General features: G+C 40.7%; 23 protein-coding genes. 6 read left to right on the plus strand and 17 right to left on the minus strand.

Going from position 1 to position 22188, the window contains the following annotated elements; genetic code table 11:
- Window positions 1-30 precede the first annotated feature (30 nt).
- From AC0L6R_RS02665 to AC0L6R_RS02735, 15 genes are all read right to left on the minus strand, one after another.
- Window positions 31-648 (minus strand): hypothetical protein, encoded by a 618-nt coding sequence (locus AC0L6R_RS02665; RefSeq protein ID WP_473269812.1) that lies wholly within the window; start codon window positions 646-648, stop codon window positions 31-33.
- A 108-nt stretch (window positions 649-756) separates the two neighbouring features.
- A complete protein-coding gene (locus AC0L6R_RS02670; protein ID WP_473269813.1) occupies window positions 757-1545 on the minus strand; it encodes a hypothetical protein in 789 nt (262 codons plus the stop codon).
- 3 nt (window positions 1546-1548) lie between these two features.
- Window positions 1549-1956 (minus strand): GPW/gp25 family protein, encoded by a 408-nt coding sequence (locus AC0L6R_RS02675; protein WP_473269814.1) that lies wholly within the window; start codon window positions 1954-1956, stop codon window positions 1549-1551.
- Between the two features lies 1 nt (window position 1957).
- Complete coding sequence (locus AC0L6R_RS02680) at window positions 1958-2200, minus strand: PAAR domain-containing protein (RefSeq protein WP_473269815.1); 243 nt, start codon at window positions 2198-2200, stop codon at window positions 1958-1960.
- 40 nt (window positions 2201-2240) lie between these two features.
- Complete coding sequence (vgrG, locus tag AC0L6R_RS02685) at window positions 2241-3995, minus strand: type VI secretion system tip protein VgrG (RefSeq protein WP_473269816.1); 1755 nt, start codon at window positions 3993-3995, stop codon at window positions 2241-2243.
- A gap of 1 nt (window position 3996) precedes the next feature.
- Complete coding sequence (locus AC0L6R_RS02690; RefSeq protein ID WP_473269817.1) at window positions 3997-4788, minus strand: CIS tube protein; 792 nt, start codon at window positions 4786-4788, stop codon at window positions 3997-3999.
- Between the two features lie 96 nt (window positions 4789-4884).
- Window positions 4885-4956, minus strand: coding sequence for a DUF5908 family protein (locus AC0L6R_RS02695; protein ID WP_473269877.1), 72 nt, complete (start codon window positions 4954-4956; stop codon window positions 4885-4887).
- Between the two features lie 4 nt (window positions 4957-4960).
- Window positions 4961-5431 (minus strand): phage tail protein, encoded by a 471-nt coding sequence (locus AC0L6R_RS02700; protein WP_283413554.1) that lies wholly within the window; start codon window positions 5429-5431, stop codon window positions 4961-4963.
- A 3-nt stretch (window positions 5432-5434) separates the two neighbouring features.
- Window positions 5435-5869: a phage tail protein gene (locus tag AC0L6R_RS02705; protein WP_111320708.1), complete on the minus strand. Its 435-nt coding sequence runs from the start codon at window positions 5867-5869 to the stop codon at window positions 5435-5437.
- Window positions 5870-5909: 40 nt separating this feature from the next.
- Window positions 5910-7367 (minus strand): phage tail sheath family protein, encoded by a 1458-nt coding sequence (locus tag AC0L6R_RS02710; RefSeq protein WP_473269818.1) that lies wholly within the window; start codon window positions 7365-7367, stop codon window positions 5910-5912.
- A 26-nt stretch (window positions 7368-7393) separates the two neighbouring features.
- Window positions 7394-9133, minus strand: a complete 1740-nt coding sequence (locus AC0L6R_RS02715) for a phage tail sheath family protein (RefSeq protein WP_473269819.1) — start codon at window positions 9131-9133, stop codon at window positions 7394-7396.
- 14 nt (window positions 9134-9147) lie between these two features.
- The gene (locus AC0L6R_RS02720) at window positions 9148-10275 is read right to left on the minus strand and encodes a hypothetical protein (RefSeq protein ID WP_473269820.1); all 1128 of its coding nucleotides are present in this window, start codon (window positions 10273-10275) and stop codon (window positions 9148-9150) included.
- Window positions 10272-10880 (minus strand): Pvc16 family protein, encoded by a 609-nt coding sequence (locus AC0L6R_RS02725; RefSeq protein ID WP_473269821.1) that lies wholly within the window; start codon window positions 10878-10880, stop codon window positions 10272-10274. Before AC0L6R_RS02725 ends, AC0L6R_RS02720 begins: the two co-directional genes overlap by 4 nt.
- A gap of 243 nt (window positions 10881-11123) precedes the next feature.
- Window positions 11124-12503: a tetratricopeptide repeat protein gene (locus AC0L6R_RS02730; RefSeq protein WP_473269822.1), complete on the minus strand. Its 1380-nt coding sequence runs from the start codon at window positions 12501-12503 to the stop codon at window positions 11124-11126.
- Between the two features lie 122 nt (window positions 12504-12625).
- A complete protein-coding gene (locus AC0L6R_RS02735) occupies window positions 12626-13924 on the minus strand; it encodes a hypothetical protein (RefSeq protein WP_473269823.1) in 1299 nt (432 codons plus the stop codon).
- Between the two features lie 173 nt (window positions 13925-14097).
- Here AC0L6R_RS02735 and rbfA point away from each other — a divergent pair, with 173 nt between their 5' ends.
- From rbfA to AC0L6R_RS02755, 4 genes are all read left to right on the plus strand, one after another.
- The gene (rbfA, locus tag AC0L6R_RS02740) at window positions 14098-14484 is read left to right on the plus strand and encodes a 30S ribosome-binding factor RbfA (RefSeq protein ID WP_283413560.1); all 387 of its coding nucleotides are present in this window, start codon (window positions 14098-14100) and stop codon (window positions 14482-14484) included.
- Between the two features lie 11 nt (window positions 14485-14495).
- On the plus strand, window positions 14496-15722 hold the full coding sequence (locus AC0L6R_RS02745; protein WP_473269824.1) for an FtsX-like permease family protein: 1227 nt from the start codon (window positions 14496-14498) through the stop codon (window positions 15720-15722).
- A gap of 411 nt (window positions 15723-16133) precedes the next feature.
- A complete protein-coding gene (locus AC0L6R_RS02750; protein WP_473269825.1) occupies window positions 16134-16733 on the plus strand; it encodes a hypothetical protein in 600 nt (199 codons plus the stop codon).
- Between the two features lie 228 nt (window positions 16734-16961).
- Window positions 16962-18749, plus strand: a complete 1788-nt coding sequence (locus AC0L6R_RS02755) for an ABC transporter ATP-binding protein (RefSeq protein ID WP_473269826.1) — start codon at window positions 16962-16964, stop codon at window positions 18747-18749.
- Here AC0L6R_RS02755 and AC0L6R_RS02760 read toward each other — a convergent pair.
- Window positions 18746-19333, minus strand: a complete 588-nt coding sequence (locus AC0L6R_RS02760; protein ID WP_473269827.1) for a class I SAM-dependent methyltransferase — start codon at window positions 19331-19333, stop codon at window positions 18746-18748. The two genes, AC0L6R_RS02755 and AC0L6R_RS02760, sit on opposite strands and share 4 nt — an antisense overlap.
- Before the next feature lie 567 nt (window positions 19334-19900).
- On the opposite strand from AC0L6R_RS02760, the gene AC0L6R_RS02765 reads away from it, so the two are divergent.
- Window positions 19901-20590 (plus strand): class I SAM-dependent methyltransferase, encoded by a 690-nt coding sequence (locus AC0L6R_RS02765; RefSeq protein WP_283413565.1) that lies wholly within the window; start codon window positions 19901-19903, stop codon window positions 20588-20590.
- Here the strand turns inward: AC0L6R_RS02765 and AC0L6R_RS02770 are convergent.
- Window positions 20587-21501 (minus strand): universal stress protein, encoded by a 915-nt coding sequence (locus AC0L6R_RS02770; RefSeq protein WP_283413566.1) that lies wholly within the window; start codon window positions 21499-21501, stop codon window positions 20587-20589. The genes AC0L6R_RS02765 and AC0L6R_RS02770 overlap by 4 nt on opposite strands.
- 113 nt (window positions 21502-21614) lie before the next feature.
- Between AC0L6R_RS02770 and AC0L6R_RS02775 the strand changes: the two genes are divergently transcribed.
- Window positions 21615-22142, plus strand: coding sequence for a 2'-5' RNA ligase family protein (locus AC0L6R_RS02775; protein WP_473269828.1), 528 nt, complete (start codon window positions 21615-21617; stop codon window positions 22140-22142).
- Window positions 22143-22188: the final 46 nt, after the last annotated feature.

A 22188-nucleotide genomic window follows, 5' to 3' on the forward strand; every position in this document is an offset into this window, starting at 1 on the left:
ACCGTTTTCGGGGATTTACCAAAAACCTCCTTACTTCCGATATAAAAATTCGATCCTTTGACTGGTCTGAATCCAAAGGGTTGAATGTTTTTGCCAATCGGTAAAATGGTCTGGTGCGTTCTGCAGGATCAGGTTTTCTACGCCAGCTACATCGATTTTGATAGTGGCTGATTTTACCTCACAATCTTTCAGAATCTCATAGCCATAGCTTTGGATGGTATTCGCCAAATTCACTTTCATAATTGGTGAATTGGTTTGAATTCGTTGCAGCAGGACTTCTTCGTCATAATTTACCACTGCTGGATCCTCCGGCAGCAGCATACAATTCAAAATGAGATCGATTCCGTAAGGACCAGAAATGAGCTTGTGTTTGGTGTTCCGAAAGGAGTAGCGGAGGTCATTGATTTTGTCTGAGCCAACTCCGCGGACTGCTTCTACTTGATTCAAAGTCGAAAATCTCTTGGTAGAAAATGAATCTCTTCGACTTAGAATATTTTTAGCAGTGATTTCTCCTATGTCATAGCCCTTGAAAGGACGGTGCTGGCCAAATTCAGGATCATCTATTACTGGGCCAAATTGAGGTTCCAGCCCAGCGATGTCTTGCCAAGAAGTAGCATTATTTAAAAATGCCAACACTTCTGCATCCACATTATCTGCAGCGTTTTCCCCGGTTACGGATAGTCGCGCGAATCCACTCTTCTTCTCCGCTAAACCAGATTTCGAAGGTTTTATCTAGCGCGAGCGTTCGCAATTTTTCTAATAACCCCTCGGTTGGTTCAAATCGAATTCTTCAGAAACTTTGCGTGTTCCTTCTCCCATCAGCAGAATGGGAGAAGCAAATGCAAAGCCTATGGTGGCTAGCTCTCGATCCTGATTTGGGAATAGTGTAGAGGGTTTTCCAAAGGTCTTCCATTGTTTCTCTTCAGAAAGAATTTCTGCACCCGATCCATCTGCGGAATTGGCAATTGAAGATTTGTAAAGCCTTCCATTTTCATCTTTAAAAAGACTCATCAATGAACTGACCTCAGCCTTATTGATGACGTTTGGATCTGTCGTTTGGAAAAGAATTTCTTTCCCTAAGTCATCTTTTCCAGCTTTGAAGGCCGTGTCTTTGGTAAGAAAATGTTCTTGAATATGCTTTGCAAGCTTAATAATCAAATAAACCTGATCAGACTCTGCCGGCTTTTCTTTCAACCGAAGTACGTCACGGTAATAAAAATCTAAATGCCTCTGGGTGATAGTATTTATATCCTGCTGCGCAAAATTGAAAAGCTTTAAGAAGGCGAGGAAAAGAGCAAAATGAGGGTTGGTTAATTGGTTTTCCTGTATTTTCTGATCGAAAAATCCTGACCAATCTCCTACAGTCCAAGGATCTTCATTTTTGATGAATTTTAATTCTCCTGCAATTTTTACTGCAAATGCCTGCAAATCTTCCATTTTCCGCTCATCTACACGGACATAGTCAGGCAAAAGACCTTCTATGAGTCTTTGCGAGCGGCTAGTTCCGTTGCCGGGAAGGGTAAGATCGTTGCAGTCTTTACTCATAATTCAATGTCTGTTGCTTCGGTGAATAGATAAGGATACACCAAGTTTCTTTCGGTTGTTTGTGGCAATGATGGTATAGGTGACCAAGACCTCGATTCTTCCTTCATTATAATCTGGCCTTAGGTCTATGTCTTCAGTTTTCACTCTTGGCTCATGGAACAGAATCGCCTTTTTGATGCGATTAGCAATCATATTTGCAGTGGTTACATTCAATGCTTCGAATAGTAAATCCTCCATGTTTGCACCGTAATCAGGGCGCATCACACGCTCTCCCAGTGTTGTATTTAGAAGAATGATCAGGCTTTGCTGGATATCCACCTCATCTTCTGCCATCTGCACTTGCTGGCTTTCAGAGCTGAAAGTCACTGGAAATGCCCAGCCTCTACCTAGAAATGATTTGTTATTTTCCATGTTATCCAATGATTACAGTTGGTTCTCCCACAGCAGCTGAAGCACCGCATACGCATGCATCCCCAACTCTCACTGCGGGTTTTCCTCCAATTAAGACAGTTGCACTTCCAGCTATGAAGGGGCTGACTGTTGGCTGATGGGAATTTGGAGGCAATGAGCAGGCATGGTTGTCAGCCAAAACTGCCGCAGGCATACCTCCGATCAATACCGTTAGGTTCTCCTGGGCCAATGATGGTTCCCCCATGTGTAGTTGTATCTCCGAATCGTGCTGCTGCAGGCATAGTTTAGTTGATTTGGACTAGTGAACCTGAAATAACTGTTTGTCCTCCGGAGGAAACTTCTGCTCCTGCTGACCCTTCAGCTTTGAGTTGGGCACTGGCTTTTACCTCCACACCGGTTCCTTCAATGGAAACATCTCCATTCGCTTTCAAAATCAGATCCTTAGCGCTTTCGATTGTGATCCCATCGCTATTCATACTGATCTTATTTCCATTTTCATCTTCCAAAAGGATAGCTCCCTCGTCATCTGTGAGGAGGATTTTATTTCCATTTGGAGTCTCAATTGAAATCGTCTTTTTGTCATCATCGAAAAGCAACTTGAGTTTGTCTCTAGTTACAATCCCTTTTTCGTGATTATCATCTTTCTCTTCAAAGGGAGAAGGTTTGGTACTACTGTGAAGCATACCCAAAATCACCGGATCTCGAGGGTCTTCATTGATGAAAGCGACTATGACTTCATCATCAATTTCTGGTCTGAAATATATTCCCCGTTCATTTCCAGCATCGGGTGACGCAAATCTTGCCCAGATTCCTTCTTCATCTTTGCTTATGAGTGGTAGTCTTACCTTAATTCGATTTTCTCCATCAGGATCGCCTTCTAATGCAGTTACAATGCCGATATGTAAGCCTTTGATTGCTGGAACCAGTCCTGCTGCAGGCACATCGATGATGTCATCGTATTGCTGAGAAACCCATTTTGGATCCAAGCCCAAACCTAGGTGGGTAAACCATTTTTGATTGGGAGAGATCTCGTGGTAGACGGCAGACACGAAGGCCTTGCCATTAAATCGTGATCCAAAGCCTTTCAGCTCTACCATGTCTCCGGGTTTTACCCTGTTATCACCAAGAATTTTTACCCTGCCTTGAATTTTCGAAAGTCGGCTTCGCATCAAACCAGCATCGGTCCAAGCCTGAAGTTCTTCGTCTGCTAATAGACCACCATGCTGCATCTGGAAGGATTCCAGACCAATAACTGCTGCTAGATCATCTCCACTGATATCTCCTTGAAAGTCCATGGATGGATTAGCGCCTTCTTTTTCTGTTACTTCTTGTTTGATGAAATCCCAGCTAAATCCCTTAGTGGCGGTATATTGCTGCCTTGCATCCATCTCGGCCTCAAACTCTACGACATTATCTCCATATTGAAGTTCGATGATAGGATCAGCACTGGTTTGTGGCTTTTGGATAGTTACTTTTCCAGCTTCTGTAGTAGCGATTTTTCCATTTGCGTCAGCTCTGCTCAGGATGAAGTCCCAGTCAGTAGCGTGGTATTGAACAATCTCTGCGTGAGATAAACTAGTGCTTTCTACCTCAGCTTCCAGACCGGAATATTTGCCAATCAACTCTTCCATCACATCGCTGTCGCTACTTTCAAAAAAGTACTTGTTTTTTCTCCCGACAGTCATTTTGATCACAGGATCACGAAGCTCTAGAATTAGTCTTGATGCCTTGTCGGTATAGATTTCCAGTCCATGCTTGATAATTATTCCTTCGAAAATAGTCTCCTCCCTATTATCATATCCCGCATCAATTTTCAGTTTTACACCTGGCTTGAATAAGTCGCCTTCACTCCATTGAAACTCACCAGTTGAGATATCCCCATCGAAAAGCACCAGCTTCGCCATTGGAATCTTATTCACAGCTTTGCGAATCGCAATCATTGCCACTCCTACAGAAGGCGGGAGTTCTTGACCTTCAGAATATACTTTGAAAGTGGCGTGATCTAGGTTGCTTTGTGTAGCTATCGGGACTAAAGGCATATCAGTTTTTTGCTATTGGGGGAAAAATGAGTTTCTGACCTGGGACGAGTTTTCTGAAATTTCCCAATTGGTTTGCTCGGGCTACTTCCAAGTAATATTCCTGTGTTCCATAGATTCTTTGACACATTAAAAGCAAGGTGTCTCCAGCTTTTACAATGCGCTCATGAGTCAGGTCTGGTGAAGTCCGGGCTGTAGTTGCGGCTTGTTCCTGTCGGGAAAGGGATTGGTCAAAATTGGCCGTGACAGTTGCTCTAATGGGTAGGCCTGAGCTGTTGAAAAGTTTGTAATTAATTGTGGCTGAGGCCAAAACTCCTCTGAATTGATAGGCTCCCCAGTTGATCTGCAGGTAATTTGGCTTATGAGTGTCAGACTGAATGTTTTGTGTGATATCAAGAAACTTCCGAATAGCACGATCTACGTGTTTGTCCTGATTTATAAGTTCTATCGCAGAGATTTTATTGCTAGAGATACTTTCCAGATTTGGCTTGTCCTCTCCGAGGTAAGAGAAATTTGTATCACCTGATTTGTCTTCACTTGGCGGGGAAGCAGCACTGGCATCGAAAAGAAACTCAAAAGATACCGAGTCAGATTCCAATGTCCTGAATTGATATTGTTTTCCATCGGAAGGCCCTTCTTCTGGAATCCATTTAGACTTGAATTCCTGGCTGAATGTTGTAGGATTATACATCACCACATAAGTCGCAGTGGACTCATTGTAGTTTTCGTCTTTGAAAGCTGTGATTTTCAGCTTTTCTAACCCTCCTTTTTGAGAAAAAATATCTAAAAGTGACATTTAGCTAAGTTTTAGCGTTCGTTTTTTTCTTTAATTATTCGGCTCAGTTCTCTAATTCCGTCCATTACTGCACCTGTATCCGGAAGTTTATTTCCGCTACCTGTAGGCTTGCTTTCTAGCTGCATCCACCGTAGTACGGATGATGAGTTCTTTGATTTCTATGGGCATCTTCTTATGGCAAAAGGTCGTCTGGACTAATCCTCCTATAGTATTGATAGGCGAATTCTATGTTTTCGATCATGATTGAACTTTCCATCGCATTGAGTCCTTCCACCGACCATTTCACTGGCCAGGCATTGACAAAATTCCAAGCCTGAAGAGGAACCTTCTCTGGACTCAAAAGAATGACCGTGATATCCTGCGTTTCAAACTGAAAGCCTTCCACGCTGTCTTTGAACCATTTTGCGATTTGAGAACTGATTGCCATCCCTCTTTTTAAAACTAGATTTGGATAAGAAATCGGGTTAGGCATTCTATGCTTGAATCGGTTTTCTCCACCTTCGGCATATTCCTCAACTCCTATCTCCACGCTCAAGCCAGATACCTCTTGGAACCCTATATCAGGTAAGGCCGGGTATTTTAGTAAAAGCCCTTCAAACCTTACTAGAAAGTGAAACCCGGTTGGTGGATGAAATAGCGCCATTGTTTACGGGGTTTCGATTGCCAATCCCTCGTGGCAAAGCTCGATCGTTTCAATCGCCACTTCATTTCCTGTTGAATTCAAGGAAGGTCCTTCCACTTTGCACGGCCAAGCTTCTTTTACCTTCCAGACCATCACTGGTTCATGCTCTTCGTTGAGCAAGCTGATGGTGAGGTCTCTACGCTCAATGTTGTTCATTTTTACCGTGTTGAGCCATTGGAAAAATTCGTTGTCAGCTCTGAACACCCCTCTTTTTAATGTGATATTTGAATATTGAGGAATGCCAGGCATTTTGCTCACATGGTATTCAAGTGAGCTGCCTTCACGATAGTCTATGCTTTGTAGCTCCACAGTAAGGCCTGATACTTCTGTGAAACCTATGCGGGATCCGCCCCATTCTACCTGGAAATGAAACACGGAAACTGGATATGCTACTGCCATAATATTTTGATTTTAAGTTTGCTTTCAATGAAATGTTAGGTTAGGATTCCTGAAGCTTATGAGAGAATTTCAGGATAATAAATTCGGCAGGTCTTACTGCTGCCATTCCGATTTCGATAATGAGTCGCCCTTCGAGAATATCCTGGGCAGACATCGTCTGACCCAGTCCCACTCTTACAAAAAATGCCTCTTCGGGTTTGGCTCCTGCCAATGCTCCATCCCGCCAAAGTTTAGAAAGGAAGTTTTCGATCATGGTTTTGCTGCGCAGCCAAGTATTGGCGTCATTTGGCTCAAAGACCACGAATTCAGTCGCTTTTTTCACTGATTCTTCCACAAAAATGTAGAGTCTTCGCACGGGTACATACCTCCATTCGTAATCGTTTCCAGCCAATGTCCTTGCGCCCCAAACTAGCGTTCCTTTACCAGTGAAATTACGGATGGCATTGATGGATTTTCCTGAAGTAGCATCTACATTGAGATTTGCTTGCTGATCATGGGAAACTTTGCGCGATGGACCGATTACTGTTCTTACATCCACATTTGCCGGAGCTTTCCATACACCACGCTGACGATCTACTCTTGCATAGATGCCCGCAACTGCTCCTGATGGAGGTAAAGTGATGTATTGTTTTTTGATCTCTGCTAGAATTCCCCTATAAATACTTGGTTCGCTTGTTTCAAGAGCTTCTAAGCTTAGCGTATCAGAAGCTCCTGCTTCTGTAAGAGTTCCTCCAGAAGGATAATTGCTGGTATGCGTGATCGTTTGATCTGCTAGAGAGTAAGCGTAATTCAAAGAAGTACTCAAGTTGGGATAGTATGCCGCTCCATACTTTAGATTGCTCATTCCTATTCCATTATTTCTGAAATTTTCTGCATCAGCAAAAGGGTCAGCAGTAACTATTTTGACATCTATTATTACAAACCTGTCCTTCAAAGAGTCGCATTGGGCAAGTGCAGCATCGTAAATATCTTTATAATCAGACCCAGTAAGATCTGTGGGAATTTGATCAGGAAAGACGAGCAAGGTTGGTTCGTCGATTGCTTTGATAGCTTCAAGACCTCCCAGAATACTCGCAGGAGTAGCAGAATCCCCTTTGACAGGTAGATTGTCATAATCATTGACTGACACGATGTAACATGGCCCACCACCGTTGGAAAAATAGATCTGCATGCTGTAATAGAGCTTGTAAGGGCTTGGTGTGGCAGGAGGGGTAGCAGTGATTTTTCTGGTTGCTAATTTCTCTCCTGAACCTTTAGCAGCGTCGTAGCTGTCTACCACCGAAATCGTAAAAGTTTCTGGATTTCCTTTACCAAAAATCCCTTCGAATTCAAGCATGTTGGTGATTCGTGTTGGGACTCCCCGAACGTCCTCACCGTTTTTTTCAGCTCGATCTGTATGACCTATAAATGCGGGGACTGCTGTTTCCACAGAAGCTACCGATGCTGGTAAAGTGGCGATTTCTTCGATATATACGCCTGGCGTTGATTGAATTGACATGGCTAAATTTTTTTAAATGAAATGGATTAAGATTCCTGAAGTTTATGAGAGAATTTCAGGATGATAAATTCTGCCGGTCTCACTGCCGCCATACCGATTTCTACTATAAGCCTTCCCTCCAAAATATCTAAGGGGGTCATAGTTTGCCCTAAACCTACCCGCACAAAAAATGCCTCCTCAGCCTTGGCACCAGCCAAAGCTCCATCTCGCCAAAGATTGCTCAGAAAGTTTTCGATCATGGTTTTTACCCGGAGCCATGTATTGGCATCGTTTGGTTCAAATACCACAAACTCTGTTGCCTTTTTGACCGACTCTTCTACAAAAATGTAAAGTCTGCGGACAGGGATGTAGCGCCACTCATTGTCATTTCCTGCGAGTGTTCTAGCTCCCCAAACCAAGTTTCCTTTTCCTTGGAAAAAGCGTATCGCGTTAATAGATTTTCCTGAAGTGGGATCTACGTTGAGTAAACCCTGATCCTCCGCACTGATAGAGACTACTGGTTTGATTACTCCTCTCACATCCACATTTGCCGGAGCTTTCCAAACTCCACGCTGCCGATCAACTCGAGCACAGATACCTGCCATCGATGCAGATGGATAGAGCTCCATTTTTTTGGATTGAAGCTTTGCTACTATAGAATTATAAAGAGTCTTATCAGGTGCTTGCCAAGAGAAAGTGCCTGAACCTGAAATGACAGCCCCTCCATCGCCATTGTCATCATAGGTCAGGGCGATAGGTGCTCCAGCAATTCCTGGTGTGGTTGCCACGAGCGTGAGTGTGGAAGTAGAAGGGGTTCGGGAAGCAGTAAAAAGTGGGTCTGCAGTTGCATTGATTGCACTTAGCAAGGCATCCGCGGTATTGATATCAGTGGCGCCTGGAGTAAAAGTGATACCAGCTGTATATGCTGTGCTTCCGATAGTAATAATATCACCATCGATATTTGCAGTATTATTTATGCGTATTGTTGCAGTTGCAAAAGCATCACCGTTACCAACAGTAGTAAGCATTTTATTGTGAAATGGTCCTAATCCTGCTCCCCCTCTATTATCAGTAATGGTCAATTTGGATTCGGAATAATATTTATAAAGTGAGGTTTTCAGCGATGGATAATAAGCTGCTGCATATTTCAAATCGCTGCTTCCTACTTCATCTCGGAAAGAGTCTCCATCTTCTTGAACACTTTGTCCATCGTAGTTTAGTGCATCCATCAGGGCAAACCTGTCTTGGAGTTTGGAACATTGCGCTATTAATGTGTCATAGATAGTTTTTCGATCTGTTGGGCTCAGAATCACAGCCTCTGGTACCACCAAAAGTGTTGGCTCGTCTTCTTCTTCCAGCGCATTAATCCCTGCTATCAATTCGCCTGGGTCGATAGATGCTGGAGCTGGATTAGGTCCGGCTACGAATCCGCCAACAGGTACAATGTAACATGGGCCACCACCATTGTTGAAATACATGAAGACCTGATAAGTCATGCGATAAGGCGAAAAATTTGTTGGATCCGTGATTTCTACCACTGTTGATCCGTCCGATGCTTCAGTCAAGACCACTCCATAGTCTTCAGGATAGGATTCACCGAAAATCTCCCTGTATTCCAAATAAGAACTGACTCGAACTGGCTGATTTGCCGGTAAAGTCTCACCATTTTTTTCGCGAGTAGCGGTATAGCCTACAAATGCTGGGATCGCTGTCGCGACTGGAGCAATAGAGGCGGGAAGGGTTGATATTTCCTGAACATAAACCCCGGGGGTTTTAAAGTCTGCCATATTCGGATTGTTTGCTAGATGAATACATATATTTCTGAGTTTGCCTCTCCACCACTTTGCTTAGTCGGAGCGGATCGGGATGGATTTGGGAGGTTTGGGATTAGAATCTGATTTCCGGGAGTTCTTCTAAGCTGAAAATTGAGTTTTGGAATCTCGAAGTATGGAATCTTACTCTGCGAGCGGAAAACCACTGTTTCCAGATTATTTATTTTAATGTCAGCGTTTGGACTAGCTCCAATCTGGTCAAATGCGTAGGAGCCATAGGGGACGCTGCCTACATTTCCTTGATCCTGAATTTGCAGCTGCGTAGCAACTAGATCTATCTTATTGTTGCCATTCACTACGAAATAAGTCCAGCGACTTTCTTTTCTTGAAAAGGAAACTTGATAGTATTCCATTGCTCCATAGAGATGATTAGGAGCAGCTTGGTATCGTAATTCAATCAAGCCAAATGGCTGAGCCGAGGCGGATTCACCAAGCCAATACTTCTTGGACCACAAGTCATCCGTATCTCCGGAATTTCTAAGTGTGAATGTGTAAACACCTTCTTTTTTTCCTTTGAGATCAAAAAGAATTCTAAAAAGGCCATTTTCATCAGGATTGATTTCATATCCATCAGGCAATGGATTTCCCACAGAATCTTTTCCGGCTGATACTACTTCTCCTGCAGCATTTCTGACCTTGATCAGAACTGAACCTGGTATCGGATCTAGTGTGAGCTGCATGGAGAAAGCTTTTGGCCTAAGCCCATCTAATAATTGATAAGACAATTCCTCTGGATTTTCACTCGCCGTTGAGGCGTTTGCCGGAATATTTTGAAAAAAAGGAATTTTGCCGGCTTGAAATTCTTCAGAACCATTATCCAAGTCAGTTACCTGAAAAAATGCGGCAGCATTCTCAGGCTTGAAAAAGAAGAAAAATGACTGGGGTAAAGCTAATGGCGTAAGAGGAGTAGTTTCATCATCTTCTGCACGATAAAGTAATACAATACCTCCAGGTGTTTTTCTGAATAGGATTTTGCCGTTTTTCATCAAATGCGCGGTTTCAGCTGAAGGCATAAGAATCAGGTCTTTGGCCAAGCCGTCGCGGTAAAAGTCATGGCGAAGCGCTACTTCGCCGAGGCGGGTGTAGATTATGCTCATGATTTATGAAGAGTATTGAGATGTATTTTTTCAATTGGATCTCCGCTTTCCTGAATAGCGTTTTCCTGAATTTTCAGGGTCTTAACCTTATATAAAACAGAGGGTAGGTATTTTGCGCCCACCACTGTCCAGAAGTTATAGAGTTGCTCAAAAGAATAACTGTATAGCTCAACGACAATTTTTGAAAGTTCAGGATCGAAGTTTGCCAAGCCAGGACTGTTTTCTTTCGTGAATACATTTTTGGATTGGAAGAAAGCAATGGCGTATCCCAATTGCTTGAGTCCTTCCACATAGTCATCTGAGGAATCATTTAACTTTTTGTTCTGGAAGTTTGCAGTGATCAACACATATAGATTCAGTTGTATCTCTGGATTTCTCTTTTCGGTCTTTCCGACAGCATTGATATAGGTGCTTCGCTGTTCTTTGATCGTGCGCTCTTCTTCTATATTTATAAGTGAAAGGCCAAGGCTTTGATCGGGTATGGCGAGCCCAGATTCATTGGTGACACTGGAGAGATAAATTCTATTCCCCATCGTGTCACCTACCTTTAGCTTGATAAAGGCATTGAGTTCTGCGGTTAAAAATTCCAAAGTGGAATGGATCATGTCTGTATAAAAAATGTTTAAAAAAACCAGTTAAAAACCTTTGTCAAGGTATTGAACTTAGCTTGCAATAGACAGGAAATAATATGGCGGAATTATGCAATAATTAAGAATTAAAAAATTACAATTCGCTGAAAATCATTTGAATAGTTAAAATATGTGTTTAACTATTGACATTTATCATTCTCAATAATTCAGAAAGTGATGAAGCTTTCAGGAGAATAATTCGTTTGGGAGCTGTAGTGACTAGAAAATTTGGTTTTTCGTTTTTGCAGTGATCCAACCATCATATCTAATTAGCTCAGAAGAGCTGGGTCTCCACTCTAAGCCTTCATTTTCATTTTGAAGTTTAAAGAGAACTGGATCATAGACGTAATCCTGCAAGCCCGCATTAAAAAGTGATTTTTGCATTTTTGAAAAAATTTGGAACGAGAGGTGAATTCGTTTTAAGGTCTTGCATTTATACCTTGAAATTAATTTTCTGAAGTTTTCAATTTTATATTCTAGCCAGTCTTCATCATTTTGTTCAAAAAGGATCATAATCTCCAACATTTTTGAGCCTAAATAGTATTCAGAATTACTCTTCAGATATTTTTGGCATGAATGAATCTCCTTCAATGCAGTTTTAAAATTGCCTTGTTTGAAATAAATGTAGGCTTCTAGATAACTCCATATTTTATCTTGTGAGGAATCCAATTTCATCAGATTTTTTCGAAGAATTTGATGTGCTTCCTCGATTCTATTTAAATGGAATAAGGCATACCAATGATTTAGTGAAAACCGAAGTTTATTTTCAATGGAGAATTTAATTGGGTTTACCGAGTATATGCACTCCTCCAATACTTCGGTATATTCCCGCTTAGCAAGAAGTATAGAGGTCTTGGTTAATACTAATTCATCTTTTGTTCGAGACTCTGTATTCTGATTTAAATCCAATTCTGCTTCATTGACCTGAGTCAAGGCTTTTTCATAATCTTTATGTTGTATGGCTCGGTTAATATCGTCCAATATAACCCAGGATTTGCGGCTATAGTTAAGTTGACGAATCATCGTCTTTAAATGCTCGTTTTTTGACTCCTTTTGATCTGTAGGTTTTTTATAGTTTTCCTTGATTAATAACTGTAAGTGACTTTTAATCGCAATCTCGAGTTCTGGCAAGTCATTGTTGTTCAAAACCTCGCAAATTCCAAAGCGGGAAGCTGTACTGTAAATCGTTAGGACCAAATCATGAAAGCCATTTTTAATGGCCATTTTCAGGCCACGTTCTAGTAATTTAGAACCCTCATTTCGTATGCCTCTAGCAAGAATTAGCTCGCTTTTCAAAAGTAATTCGGAACATTCAATGTGAAGCTGATTTTCCCGCTTGATACAGCTTGGCTTAAGTATTAATAATAGTTCTTCAAACTCATCTTTCACTCTTTTTTTGAGTTGAAAATATGCTGAACCTTCTGGCTTTTTATAGATTTTCTGAGAGTACTCTGTATCGCTAAGCCCAGGTTGGTTTACAAAGAGTTTCATGAGCATCAGTTTCTTTGAACCAGGAGGGTTTTTGATTTTAGCAAATTCTAGCAACTGCGTTTTTTCTGGCAATGAACATGCTTCCAACAATTGGTTGATAGATTCCATAAAAAAGTATTAAAGGCGTAAAAAAGGGTTGACTAGGCCTAAAATACGATTTATTTACCTGGTAATCAAACCATTAAAACATAAGTTGCCCTTAAGGTGTAGTGCCTAAAACAAGGGGAACCTTACTTTATCAAAGTGAAAACACCGACAGAGGTTTTTTTGTACTGACTTTCCAAAGCCGGAAATTGCTTGAGTAGTGTTTCGAAATCGCCATTAGGATCTATGACTTTGGATGGCAGCTGCTTTTGAAGCATTTGAAAAAGTCTTGCCTTTTCTCTTAAATCCCGATCTTGATCCAGATACAGTTTACTTAGCCGATAATTTAAAAATGGCCCGCCAATTCTGGTGTTAAGGTATGGAGCGAGATTGTCTCCCATTATCAGGATATCACCAGAATAATTAGATTCATTTTGTCCTACAAAATATTCTGAATCCGTGATTTTTTGTTGCCAATACCATATTCCAGCCACTGGAAGCCCTACTACTAATAGGTAAAAGGCAATTTTCGCAATTATTTCTTTTTTGATATTCAGGAAGAACTGATTAATCAAATAAGTAAGGCCTGGGATTAAAATCACCAATTGATAAGCAGCCTGTTTTTTGATAATAAAGTATTCAGCGGCTGAAAAGACCAACCAGATTAGTATAAGCTGACTTTGCTTTTGTTGATTGATAGTAGATCCTCGCATGACTGTAGCTATAAAATAACCTACCACTGCTAATGAAAGAGGAAATATTCCTAGAATTAGCCAGTCAATTAGAGATTGATATTCATATTTTTCTGATAGAAAAGTGAGTGGCCAGATTTGTATAGCTTCTTCCAAGCCATCGTTCCAAAAGTAAAATACTGTGATCAACAATATTGGCAGAAAATATCCGACTAAAGAAAGCATCAACTGCCGGAAGGAAAAGCTACTGATCGCAATTCCAGTGAATATCATATAAGGCAGAAATAGGATATAATTAGGTTGGAATCCTGTGGCCAATCCAGCATAAATACCAAGTAAAAGAGTGGCTTCACTAGTATCTTTTTGCAGCACAGTTTGTGAGAAAAGCTGTCCAAGAGCAAGTATTAAAAAGGTGCTGCCAAGTAACGCCGGGCTTAAGCTCAACATATCAAATGAAAAATGGAAGAGCGCAGCCATAATAATAGCTGGAAGATAGGTATTGATGTCAAAGGCCTTAAATTTGATCAACATGGAATTCCAATACAGAATCTGGAAAGAAATCAAAAGCCTTCCCACCACTTCATAAGCAAGGAGGCTGCGACCAAACAGCAAGTCCATTAAAGTGAAGAAACCCGCAGATAGAGGACCATTGTCGTCTATAATATCCTGATATAAAAAATAACCTTGCTCCAGGCGCTCTCCGAGAAGCATCCACATCAATTGTGGGTTGGTAATAGGAAAAGGATTTAGCATCAAATAGGCTAATGTCAGCAGTAGAACGTATATTCCTATGCCGATTAGCCTGAAGGGATCATTTAATTTGAAAAAGCTGAACAAGGTAAATTGGAGAAGAGTGTTTGGTTGGTTTTGCCCGAAATTAAAGCTTGCCCAACTATTTCGCTAAATTTGTACCACAAATACTTCATATGGAAAGTAAAAGACAACAAAAATATGCCAAGCTTATCCAAAAAGAGCTTGGAGATATATTTCAAAAAGAATCAAAACACCTAGTCGGACGTGCTATGGTGACGATTACTCGTGTAATGATGAGCCCTGATTTGGGATTGGCAAAAGTTTACCTAAGCTTTTTATTGGCTGATCCAGAAGCGACTTACAAGTTGATCAATGAGCACAAAAAGGAAATTAGACATCAATTAGCCAAGAGAATCGGAAAATCAGTTCGAGTAATTCCTGAAATCGCATTCTTCCCTGATGATTCGGCTGCCTATGCTCAGCATATGGACAAGGTGATTTCTAACCTAGCTATTCCACCAGCGCCGCCTGAAGAAGAAGATCAAGAGGAAGAGGATTAATCCAGCTATCGTTGAATCTCAGCTTTTTCATAGCCACCAGATATTTTCGCAGTAAAAAGAAGCGAAACTTCATCACTATTTTGTCCAGGATTTCTATGATAGGAGTCGCAGTGGGCACGATGGCGCTGGTGATTGTCATGTCTGTATTCAATGGCTTGGAAGATTTGATTCGCGGTATCTTTGCCAGCTTCGATGCGGAGTTGAAAATAGAGGCAGCTGTTGGTAAAAGCTTTATGACCAACGAAGAGTGGCTGGATAGTATCAAAAACCTAGAAGGGATAGCAATTCTAACTGAGGTCATTGAAGACAATGTACTGTTAGACTACAACGGCAACCAAATGGTAGGTAGAATCAAGGGTGTTTCAGAGAATTTTCTCGAGCAGGGAAGATTCGCCAATGGTTATTTTTGGGGTGACACTACGCTAGGCACTGAACATAATCCTGCAGCAATTCTGGGAAGAGGTGTGGGCTTTTTCCTTTCGGTCAATCTTGAGAATGTCAATGTGCCTTTAAAAATCTATTATCCAAAAGCACCTAGAAGTGCGGCCACTATCGATCCCACTCAGTTTTATGAAACCGCAGTCCTAGACCCGGTAGCCTATTTTAGCATTGATCGGCAATTTGATGACGAATATGTGATAGCGCCCCTGTCTTTTGTAAAGAAGTTGTTGAAATATGGTGATAAAAGGACGTCACTTGAAGTGAAAGTAGCCGAAGGATATTCTATCGCAGAAGTCCACAAAACACTAAAAGCACATTTAGGGGAAAATTTTCTGGTGAAAAACGCAGACGAACAGCATGCAGGATTGATCCGGACCGTCCAGATGGAAAAGTTATTTGTGTTTCTTACACTTACTTTTATTCTTGCGATAGCCTCTTTTAATATTTTCTTTTCACTCAGCATGTTAGCAATAGAAAAAAAGAAGGATATAGCTGTGCTGAAGGCCATGGGAGCACCAGAGAAATTAATCAGAAGAATTTTCCTAAAGCAGGGTGCTATGATTGCTTTTAGTGGTGCAGCAATTGGTCTTATACTTGGTTATTTAGTATGCTTTCTCCAAAAGACATTTGGTTTAGTATCTCTTGGTATTTCATCGGCGGTTGTCGATGCTTATCCTGTCAAAATGATTTGGAGCGACTTTTTCTGGATTAGTATTGCGATGGTTGGAATCACTTTTTTGGCTTCCTCACGGCCAGCTTGGATAGCATCGCAGGTTAATACGGTCAAGGAGATTTAACTTTTGTAAATAAGCAGTTTTCATGAATTAGGTATCCTAATTTATCGCACAAAACTTATCAGAAATTCTGGCCACAATATTAATTTTTGTGATTATCCGCAATGATGCCAGTTGCCTTAGATTCTTTGCTTATCTGGTCGGAAGACCGATGACCGAAGACTCCCGCATTGGCGGGACAGGCTGAAGTGGCCTCAATTCTTAAGTTTAACCTATGTCACATTACTTTTGTCAGCATACTGGAAGAAAAGCGGATGTATATATTATTATTTTAAATAATTGATAATAAGCCAAATAGATTGATTTATTTGTGGGTAGGTATAGTCCAGTTAAAAAATGGCCTTGTATATCCCCTGTAAGGCATGTTTATTGGTTGCTGAAGTCATTCACTCTAGTTTGTAAATTAATTCCCCAATGAAAAGAATACTACTCCTATTCCTTATCATAATTTTCTTTATTACTCATCCATCACTCATCTTTGCCCAAGAGGCTTCCGAGGATAGCGGTTCTCTTGAGTCAGGCACGATTGATAGTCAATTTGATTATATCTACAGTGTGTCGAATAATTTCCAAGAATATAAAGTTGTAAAGCGATCAAATTTGGATCAGCTGAAAGCCAATATTCTTGATTCCATGAGTACGATGAGAACTGAGGTCGGTGATCTAAAACTATTGATTGCCAATGAAAAGGATTCAATCAATAATCTAAATACAATACTGGCAACAGCCGAAACTGAGAAGTTAGCTGCGATTGCCGAAAAAGATAATTTTTCATTCCTTGGTATCGGAATCCACAAAGGGGTTTACTCATCTATGATGTGGATTCTGGTGGCAGTACTTGCAGGCGCACTTGCTATTTTTTCTTTTCAATATTTCACTAGCTTCAAAAAAATCAAAAAGGCGCAGAAGGATTTGGCCGAAGTCCAAGAAGAATTTGAAAACCACCGAAAGAATATGCTTGAACGTGAGCGTAAACTTAAGCGGGAATTGGTTGATGCGCAATTGGGCAGATAGTTGCCTCATTCCACAGCGGCGGCCATTTATACTAATATCATTTCAAAAGTATTCAGGAAGGTTCTAGGTAGTCTAGGAATACTTTGGAAGGTTTTACCTTTCTGGTATTCGCGAGACCCATATTGGATTGATTTATTAGTCTAAGTTGATTGTCAAAGCTTTCGCTTTTACTGAGGAAATCCTTGCAAAAAAGCCTTAAGTTTGTGCCCTCAATACCAAAATTAACGGATGGCTAAGAAAAGAGGAACTGCTTTGGAAGAGGGTGAAAAGAGAAAGTTGAATAAGCAGAATTTAAGTAAACTGGGAGGCATTTTTCAGTTTTTAATGCCGTATAAAGGAACCTTCTTTCTTGGATTGGTTTTCCTTGTGTTTTCCTCACTTACGCTACTCACCTTCCCTTTTGTAGCTGGCAAGCTTATCGATACCGCGCAAGGCTCAGACTGGATAGTAAATGATATAAATTCTATTGCCCTGATCTTAGTCGCGATCTTGGCAGTTCAGAGTATTTTCTCTTTTTTCAGAGTTTGGCTTTTTGCCTTGGTCTCGGAGAAATCGATGCGGGATATCCGGCTAGCCCTGTACTCTAGAATGGTGCGACTTCCTATGACTTTTTTTGATAAGCGCAGGACTGGGGAGCTAATCAGCCGTATTACATCTGATGTCAGTATGCTTCAGGATACATTCTCTGTTACACTTGCGGAGCTTTTTCGTCAGGTAGTTACACTTATTGCAGGTGTAATCTTCTTGATGGTCAATACACCCAAATTAACCTTATTTATGCTCGCGACCTTCCCAGTTTTGGTGGTAATAGCGATGGTTTTTGGGAAATTTATTCGAAGACTTTCCAAAAGTACGCAGGACGAACTGGCCTCGGCAAATGTGATTGTAGAGGAAACGCTACAGTCTATCAGTACTGTTAAATCTTTTGTAGGCGAAGCGTTCGAGTCAGCTCGCTATGGCACTGGTTTGAATAGAGTAGTAGGTGTTGCTTTGCGGGCTGCCAAGTACCGTGGAGCATTTATTTCCTTTATCATTTTTGCCTTGTTTGGAGGAATCGTGGCGGTGATGTGGTATGGTGCCAGCTTAGTCAGCTCAGGTGAAATGAGTGTAGGGGAATTAGTTTCCTTTGTTTTGTACACTACATTTATCGGCGGATCCATAGCGGGATTAGGAGATATTTATGGGCAGGTTCAGAAAGCCATAGGATCATCTGAGCGAGTTTTGGAAATATTAGACGAAGAGCCGGAACCAATTACCGGGCAAAAAGCCGCTAATTTCCAAGGCAAAATTTCTTTTGATCACGTTGGGTTCCATTACCCAACACGTCCTGAAATGGAAGTTCTAAAAGACCTGACTTTTTATGTGAATCCAGGAGAGAAAGTTGCTTTAGCAGGACATTCAGGGGCGGGTAAATCTACCATCATTCAATTGCTGATGCGCTTCTATGACGTGCAGAAAGGATCAATTAAAGTTGATGATCGACAACTGAGTGAGTGGGATTTGCAAGATCTTAGATCACATGTGGGCATGGTACCACAGGAAGTGTTGCTCTTTGGTGGATCAATTCGTGAGAATATCGAATATGCTAAGCCTGGTGCATCGGAAGAGGAAATTATTATGGCTTCAAAGCAAGCTAATGCTTGGCAGTTTATTTCACAATTCCCCGAGGGTTTAGATACCTTAGTCGGTGAGCGAGGGATAAAGCTTTCTGGCGGTCAAAGGCAACGTGTCGCTATCGCCAGAGCTATATTAAAAAACCCATCTATTTTGATATTGGATGAAGCGACCTCTTCTTTGGATGCGGAATCAGAGCACCTGGTTCAGGAAGCGTTGGATGAGTTGATGAAAGGAAGAACCACCATTATCATCGCGCATAGGCTAGCGACAATCCGCAAGGTGGATAGGATATATGTACTTAGCGACGGCGAAATAGTTGAGCAGGGTAATCACGTTGATTTGCTTACTAGAGAAGATGGTTTTTATGCCAACTTGGTTCGTTTACAATTCGCCGATTAACCTAGGCTGTGGGCACTGATTGATTTGATCATGCCCATGAATTTTTCCAGATACAATTTAGAATCAGGGAAAAGTTGCTGCATTTCTTTTTGATCAAGTAATCGGATTTCATCTAGATATTGCTGTGCATGTTTAGGATCCCATTTCTGTAGCCTACTCACTTTTGTTTTAGTGAGGAAAAAGTATAGTAGATTATGAGGAAGGTATTGGGCAAAGGGAATTGCGTAATGCGCCTCAATTGGAAATGTCCGGTTTGGAGTTTGGATAAAATGCTTTTTACCCACACGGAGTATCTCATTGGCCATTTTTTGCTGATTTTCCCAAGTATACAAGTGCTCAATTACAGAGTTTGAAAAGACCAAATCAAAACTATTGTCTTCGAACTCAGGCATACTCGTTGCATCGCCAACTACAGATTTTATTTTAGGATGTGTAGTATTTTCCTTTCCTAGATTTAGAAGTGTGATTTCAATATTAGGCAAGGAGGGAAGACCTGCTGGTATCCCAGAAATAGGAAGCACCACCCACATCAAGAACTCGAATCGGATCGTTTTTAGAAAAATTCTGAAAGAATAAATCTTCAAAATCTTTTTGTCTTTGGTTTCTAAATTTAGCTCCCAAAGAATTGGGATTGTCGGAAGGTGAAAAGATATTCGAAATAAAACTCATGCGTTGCCCTAGAGGCGTTTCAGCTAACAAATAATCACAAAAGTAATCAGCCTTGGGGATTCTTTGCTTAATTTCGAGATTGAAATGAATCTCATTTCGTATCTAAATGAATTGCTGCAGCTCTTAATTGATAATAAGCTTGGTTTTGGCCCCACTACTTTCCAAAAATTCAAAAAACTTTATCGAACATAGAATTGTAAATCGATCCTAGCACGAGCTAATTTTTATTTGTCCTAATAGCTATTGATTTGTATAAAGCCTGTAAGTTTTGTGGAAGTTTAAGCCTTATATCTTTTGAGGCTACAGAGAGAATGTTTGGAATGGGCGGATCCTTTTCCTATTCGGAATGCACTGATTGTAGGTCTATTCAACTTGACGAGGTCCCACCAAATCTTGGCGACTATTACTCCCAATCCGGATATTATTCATTTCTACCCTTAGTACAATCCGGCTTAGCCAGAAGGATATTTAAGCAGGTTCGTATGAGTTTATTGCTAACCACAAAGTCAAAAGCCTTTGAGCCTAAGGAATATGGTTATTGGTTAAAAAAGCTAGCGCCAACATTTCATTCAAAAATTGCTGACGTCGGATGCGGCAATGGCCAATTGCTTTACGAATTGTTTGCTTCAGGATATACCGATTTGCACGGGTTTGATCCTTTTATGAAGCAAAATCTCACAGTCAATCCAAGTCTCCATCTTTGGAAAAAGGGAATTGAAGAAAGTGAAAATACGTTTGATCTAATAATGCTACATCATGCTTTTGAGCATATGGAAAACCCAATGGAAGCTCTGCAAGCATGTTATGATAAACTCAATCCAGGTGGAAGGCTTTTGATCAGAACTCCTGTGGCCGATGCTGCAATATGGAAGGAAAAGCGGGAGTTTTGGGTGCAATTAGATGCGCCTAGACATTTGATTATTCCATCCATTTCTGGATTTGAAATTGTTTCTAAGAGCATAGGATTTAACTTGGATGAAGTGCTGTTTGATTCTACTGCCTTTCAATTCTGGGGGACAGAATTATATGAAAGAGGCATTTCACTTCATAAGAAATCTGCACATGATGTTTTTTCCCAAAAGGAAATAGAGAGTTTAGAAAAAAAAGCCCTCCGTTATAATAAGGAGGGCAAAGGTGATCAGGTATGTTTCTTTCTAAGTAAAGCAGATTAGACTTTAAATAAAGCTTCAAAGAAGCCCATTGTTTCCCCCTTTTTCTTAAAGATCAGCATTGGTAAAACGTTATTTACCATAACTAATTTTTCGGCCACACTACCAAGAAGAATTGCTGCTGATTTAGTTTTTCCTCTAGATCCAAGTAATATCATGTCTGCACCGAGTTTTTCGGCTTCTTCCAGTAGGGCTTTGCCCTGTCCCTCACCGTTGTTCAATACGAATTGGCATTCTAATTCTTTATGGTTATGCTTTTGAATGAATCGTCTAAAGTCTTCACGAGCATTCTCTTTCATGATTTCTGCAAACTCCTCAAAGGATTTGCCGGTTTTAGAATATCCGTGAGGTACTTCATATAGGTGGACTGGAATTAATTCCGCCCCTAATTCTTCGGAAATCCTCTCTCCAAAATCATAGATCAAGTCCGTATGATCAGAGAAATCGGAAGGGATCATTATTTTCTTTGGCAATCCTGGCTTCCTTCTTTCTTGTAATAATAAGACTGAGCAAGGTGCTTTTTTTGCAATGCCTTTGGCAAGAGAGCCTGATCCTTGCAACTCTTCTTTTCTACCCATGATGATCAAATCAACATCTTTGATTTTAGCCCACCTTAGTAGGGTTTCTAGCTGGTGGGCTCCTTCTTCCGCAAAAACCTCAATATCCATCGTCTCTGGAAAATCAAACTCGGCTAGTTTCGACTTTATCAAGGCCTCAATAGACTCATCGCCTGGAGCAAGTAACTCAGGATGGTTTTTAAGAATTTCGTCAGGAACTGCCAGATTTTTGGCTACATGCACAAAATAGCATTTATCTATTCCTAAGAAATTTAGGTAAACTATCGTTTTTTTGATCAGGATGTCATCCATCTCAGTCAGATCAAGACCAATCATAGCCTTATAAAAATACTTCATAGTTGTTTGGTGTTTATTCCCCTTAATTTAAAGCTTTGATCCAGTTTATCGAATAGTTTTTATGTTTTTACTTGCTGAATTCCTTTTCGAGGTAAATTTGCCTGATGAAGATAATGCAAAAATATTTTTTGGCCATCGTACCTGATGGTGAGTTTGAAGAGCAAGTAACAAACCTAAAATTGGAGATAAAGCACCGTTTTCAGGCTAAATATGCATTGAAATCGCCTCCTCATATTACCGTTAAAATGCCATTTACTTATAATGAGGCCAAAGAGGAGCAACTTATTGGGAGACTGGGAAGTTTTATGGCCAACTATGAGCCAATGCACCTCATAATAAAAGGAGTGAAAACATTTGGCGAGCGTGTAATCTATCTTGATGTCCATGCTGAACAGGACTTATATGATTTTCAAAGTGACTTAAAAAACTTTTGTAAAAGGGAATTAAACCTAGTGGATGAGCTGAGTGATCGGAATTATCACCCTCATATGACGGTAGCATTTAAGGATATTAAAAAAGATAAGTTTCAGAATATTCTTCACTTCGTGTCTGAAATGGGGTTAATGCATAAAATCGAAGTTTCTAACATTATGCTTTTAAAAAGAGTAGATAGGGTGTGGAAATTGTATAAAAAGCTATAAAAATTGGTTGATTCATGATTTTTGCTACATAATTTGTAGAAAAAGG

The sequence above is a fragment of the Algoriphagus sp. 10J20-15 genome (assembly GCF_055809615.1).